A 4315-nucleotide genomic window follows, 5' to 3' on the forward strand; every position below is an offset into this window, starting at 1 on the left:
CTACATCTTTCCTGCCTGAGAAACTGCCGCAATGCCTGAACTCAAGAGCTATTCCCGATCAGGGTACGCTTCTATTTTGAAAGAGAGGAAATGTAAAACTCTGGGTAGAGGGCGGTAAACCAGAAATGCGGTTCCTACGGCGAGATGCGGAACAATGCCTTGCTTAAGGAAATGCAAAGCCACTGTCGAGAACGCGATTTTCTCAAGGTTTTGTCCCTCAAGATTATACCAACTTGGAGAACGGCAAAGCGGTAAGGATTAGACTTTCAAGGAGCCCCGGAACCCTCGGGCAGCATAGTAGGAGGAGGCGCCGTTATGGTACACGAAGACGGTGCCGTAGCGGAAATCAGCGAAGAGGGCGCCGCCTAGTTCCCTAATGGCAGCGGGCGTCTGCACCCAGCTGGACGTTTTGGCGTCAAATTCCCCCAATTGCTGCAATTCTCGGTATTGTGCTTCGGTCAGTAGTTCTATGCCCATCTCTGCCGCCATCTCAACAGCACTATGTGCGGGTTTGTGTTCTTTTCTGGCGTCTAACGCGTCGCGGTCATAACACACGCTCCGGCGACCTTTGGGGCTCTCGGGCGCGCAATCGATGAAAAGGTATTCGCCCGTTGTTTTATCCAACGCGACTACATCTGGCTCACCGCCGGTTCTTTCCATCTCAAAGAGCGACCAGAGTTTTTCAGGAGCAGCTTCCAGTTTTGCCAGTACGTTCTTCCATTCCAACCCTTTGTGCCGAGCCATGTTTTGCTTGAAACGGTTTTCTATCAGGTGCAGGAGTTGATTTCTTTGTTCAGGCGTCAGCTGCTTTTCGGTTTCCAGTGTTTTCATAGGGTGTCTTGACGGAAGTTTTTTGATGTGGCTGCTTCTCGGATGAGGATGGTTCTGGCAAAGGTTTCCAGTGCCTTTCTGGTAAACACAAGTAAATCGCAGAGGGTCATCGCCTCAAAGAATTCGCCAGAAGAAAGGCAGGGATTGACGTTTATCGGCGACTGGTCTTTTACACGTCCTCTTTCCGGCAGGTGATTTGCCAAAATTGATGAAAGGGTTTGTTGCCCAGATTCTTAGCGGGTTCCGTTATCTCCACGGCTTCTAGTAAGCCATAGGGACCAAACTCTTGGTTTATGGATTCTGAATCATAATAAAATAACTCAACCCCATGCCGGGTTCTGAATGTGTCTTTGCTTATTTCTACTCCTTCTCCGAAGGTGGGCGTGTTTTTGGAAAGCGCTACAAATACCATGTACCCCGCCGGGCTTAGCTGCTGGTAACAATCTTTGATCAGCTTAGCGCGCTCTTCTGCCTGTAGCAGATGGATCAACGCATAACAAAAGATGCCATCATACATTTTCTGGTCGAATGGCATCTCGCCGACTCCTCCATGGTAGACGTGTATGCTGTCGCCGTAATGGCGTTTCGCTAAGTCAATCGCAGTTTCTGAGATTTCAATTCCCGTCACATGGAACCCCTGGTCGGTAAATACTTTGGCGTTTCTACCGTATCCTAACCCGGGGATCAGGATTTCCTTTACTCCATTAGTTTGGAAAAAATCAGCGGTTGTGATGGCCGAATATGCGGGCTCAAATCCCCACATCGTTTGTTTATCCCGAAAGCTTGACTCCCAAAACTCTGTCATACTTTGTTTCTTATCTTTTTCAGCAGGTGAATGGTTGGAGGAAAGATTGTTTCAGCGATGTTGGTCAATCAGAATGGTATTTCCGTCTGGGTCAGTTACCATCAGGCTGGCCGGACCAGAAGTCTCTTCATCGGCCTCGCTCATCAACTCAATTCCTTTCCCTTTCAGTTGCCGCTGAATTCCCCTGATATCATCAAACTCATCGGTGTTGTTGGCACTTTCATCCCAACCGGGATTGAATGTTAATATATTGCCTTCAAACATGCCCTGGAATAGTCCGATAAGGGCGTTATCGTTTTTCATGATGAAATAATTCTGCTTCTTATCGCCGGCAAAAACGGCGAAGCCTAAGTTCTCATAAAATTGCTTGGATGCCTCAAGATCTTTGACATTGAGACTAACGGAAAATGCACCTAGTTTCATACTGCTTTCTATTTTGGGTGTATACTGATGCTTGAGCGTAAGGATATAATGTGCCGCAAGTAGAGGAAGCAATTGTTCTTGTCTTCACCTAAAGTTAGCAAAGAGCAATAAATTCAGCATCAGGGTTTAGGTGCAATATTGTGCGAAGTGTAAGGTTGTTGGCTCGTGCGTTATCTTCTAAGCTTTTCCGCTTGCATTCAGAAGTGAGTGCTGATTCAGAGCAGGTGCTTTCAATTTTGCCCATAAAGATGATCCCACCAGAACAGTTCCCGCTTAAGCTGAGCGCATCACCACTCATAGCAGCAAAACGGCGGTAGTGTTCAGGACTTAACGGATTTGTTTCTTGAAAGAAATACCAGCCGCTTGATAAAGGGTCTTACAAATCTGTAAATTATAAATCCCAGGGAGGCTAATACCAAAATGAATACAGTAGGCAATATCGCCCCGAACGTGAATGTCATACCTAGCACGAAGCCCAAAATAAATTCAGCATAAAATATTGGGATAATCAGGCTTACTCCTAATAAGGCGTACATCACATTGTCTAAGACAGGCTTGTAGTCATTGACAAAAGATAGGGAAATCAAGATTGCAAAGGATAAGCCGGTGGTGAAGAGTACAACAATACTTGATGGTTGGTTCTTAGGCGTTCGTGAGGACTGGGCTTGCTTTGCAAGTCTTTTTTCTATTCTACCCAGTAACATCCAGGAAAGAATAGGAAGGAATAGCACATTCCACCAATTTGAAATAGCAGGTAGCTCTTTCTGATTTAGAATATGATGGCTTGGAACCCCACCATGAACGTGGTCCCAGAGAAGAAAGCTAAATACAAAAAGAGTAATGATGCCCGTAAGAAGGACTTTTCGTTTTGTAGAGCTGGGACGTAGCATATCAGATTGGTTTGGAATGGTTAGATTACGTTTTGGCTACTTGGCGCGAAAAAGTTAAAAACACCACCATCATATTTTTGCTTAAGTTTTAATGAGAGAAAAAATCTGCATCAAACTCAAGCTACTGCACATCTACTAGGTTAATATTAACTTTTTGTTTCCATTTAGTATTAAATTCTTCTTCCGCAATTGGACCTGTCTGGAAATCTTCTTCGTGGGCATAGTCGGAGTCTTTCACCATATTAATAATGTAGTATGAAGGCTGTCCGTTGTAGTTGTTCTGAGTCTTAGCAACTATAACTGTGTCATTGTAACCATATTGTAGAATTTGACCTGGTGCTTTGCCTACAAAATCACCATTGCTTAATTTATAACTTAATGACAGGTCATCCTTAGTATCTACACCGATAATGAAATATTTCCCTATTACGTGCTCCTTGTAAGCAAATCTGCAGGAGTAGGAGCTGGTCAGGATAAGTAGTACTGATATTCTTCTAAATGTTTGGGCTGGCTTCAATTGATTAAACATGAATGGTTTTGTTCTATTGGTTACCGCTAACGGCTAGTGCATGAGGCGTGCTAGGCCGTCGGCCGTAGCATGGCTTATGCACCTTGTTAGCTGCTGCCTTTTTTTTCATTTTAGGCCTGGAAAGCACTGTGCCCCAATAGCCCCGCCTCCATATTCTAAAACCACATTGTCTTTATAGAAAATGTAGGTGCAACTGTCGTTATATACCGAAATTAAGCTGTCATTTAAGTTTTGGTCGAAAATGTTATAAAAATACATTCCCATTCCACTTCTCTGCCAACCAATGGTTATTGGGTTTCCACTTTCTGCTGAGATGCAATTAGCTTTGTCAAGCTTTGATTTGAGTGTCTTAAGTTCAGTTTTAGTCCAACCAAGCACCTGAAGCAAAGAATCAACTTTCTTTGAATTTATGTCAAGGTTCCAGTTGTTTTGATAGATTCCGTTCTTTTTGATATGGAAGATACCGAGCTGTCCCTTTTCAAATTCTATTTTTACAAATGTTTCCTTTGGTACAATTGAACCAAAATAATTCTTGGCTTCAATTATTTGTGTTTTCCTTTCTTCAAAGTTTTCTGCTAAATCTTCTTTAAAATAGCTTGGCCCTGTAAAGATTCCGTCAAACGCTATATGGATAAATAAAAACAAACCTCCTGCAATTGTGAAGAGGAGACCTAAAAGAATCAAAAATGCTTTAAGTACTTTATTCATTTTTAAGGTTGCAGCTAACGGCCTCGTATAAACAACGTGCAAGGCCGTCGGCCGTGGCATGGTGTTTATACCTTTATATTTGCCCATCTGCGAGAGTGCAATTTCCTATATTTGAAATGGGAGAGGAGA

6 protein-coding genes are annotated in these 4315 nt (G+C 43.4%); all 6 read right to left on the bottom strand.

Annotation, left to right across the window (positions count from 1 at the left end):
• Positions 1 to 258: 258 nt before the first annotated feature.
• The gene (locus H7U12_RS11545) at positions 259 to 831 is read right to left on the bottom strand and encodes a DUF4256 domain-containing protein (RefSeq protein ID WP_186637794.1); all 573 of its coding nucleotides are present in this window, start codon (positions 829 to 831) and stop codon (positions 259 to 261) included.
• A gap of 169 nt (positions 832 to 1000) precedes the next feature.
• Complete coding sequence (locus H7U12_RS11550; protein ID WP_186637796.1) at positions 1001 to 1636, bottom strand: class I SAM-dependent methyltransferase; 636 nt, start codon at positions 1634 to 1636, stop codon at positions 1001 to 1003.
• A gap of 51 nt (positions 1637 to 1687) precedes the next feature.
• The gene (locus tag H7U12_RS11555; protein ID WP_186637799.1) at positions 1688 to 2059 is read right to left on the bottom strand and encodes a VOC family protein; all 372 of its coding nucleotides are present in this window, start codon (positions 2057 to 2059) and stop codon (positions 1688 to 1690) included.
• Between the two features lie 320 nt (positions 2060 to 2379).
• A complete protein-coding gene (locus H7U12_RS11560; protein WP_186637802.1) occupies positions 2380 to 2949 on the bottom strand; it encodes a hypothetical protein in 570 nt (189 codons plus the stop codon).
• A gap of 121 nt (positions 2950 to 3070) precedes the next feature.
• Entirely contained in the window at positions 3071 to 3478 is a 408-nt protein-coding gene (locus H7U12_RS11565; RefSeq protein WP_186637805.1) for a hypothetical protein, read from the bottom strand.
• A 105-nt stretch (positions 3479 to 3583) separates the two neighbouring features.
• Positions 3584 to 4186 (bottom strand): hypothetical protein, encoded by a 603-nt coding sequence (locus H7U12_RS11570; RefSeq protein ID WP_186637807.1) that lies wholly within the window; start codon positions 4184 to 4186, stop codon positions 3584 to 3586.
• Between the last annotated feature and the right edge of the window lie 129 nt (positions 4187 to 4315).

This window comes from Rufibacter sediminis (assembly GCF_014269285.1).
Taxonomy (GTDB): Bacteria; Bacteroidota; Bacteroidia; order Cytophagales; family Hymenobacteraceae; genus Nibribacter; species Nibribacter sediminis.